Below are 382 nucleotides of genomic sequence, written 5' to 3'. Positions count from 1 at the left end.
GGATCGGCAGCGGCATGGGATGTCCGGACTGAATCGGTTCAAAATCGAGACTGACTTTCGACCTGCCCTGCGCACAAGCGCCATTGTTGCAACGCAGCAATGCAGAAAGACGAGAGCGGCGTGGGCGAGGCAGCTAGTCCAGCGGCTTCAGTTCCTGGGCGATCGTCGGCAGCAGCTCCGAGACGTTGGGGTGGATGTGCATGGCACGCGCCAGCGTCGATATCGGCGCCTTGGCATACATCAGGTCGAGCACCGAGTGGATCACCTCGTCGCCGCCCGGACCAAGCACCGAGCAGCCGAGGATCTCGCCGGTGTCGGCGTCGGCCAGGTCGCCGACGGCCTTGAGGCCGCGGAAACGCTCGACGTTGAAGGGAATGCGCCA

General features: G+C 64.1%; 1 pseudogene. It reads right to left on the bottom strand.

The features are described from left to right. Nucleotides 1–133: 133 nt before the first annotated feature. Nucleotides 134–382, bottom strand: a pseudogene (locus tag EN807_RS33065) (pyruvate/2-oxoglutarate dehydrogenase complex dihydrolipoamide dehydrogenase); the annotation flags it as partial.

It is taken from the genome of Mesorhizobium sp. M5C.F.Ca.ET.164.01.1.1 (assembly GCF_004792125.1).
GTDB lineage: Bacteria > Pseudomonadota > Alphaproteobacteria > Rhizobiales > Rhizobiaceae > Mesorhizobium > Mesorhizobium wenxiniae.
This window is presented reverse-complemented; position numbering and strand designations above follow the sequence as displayed.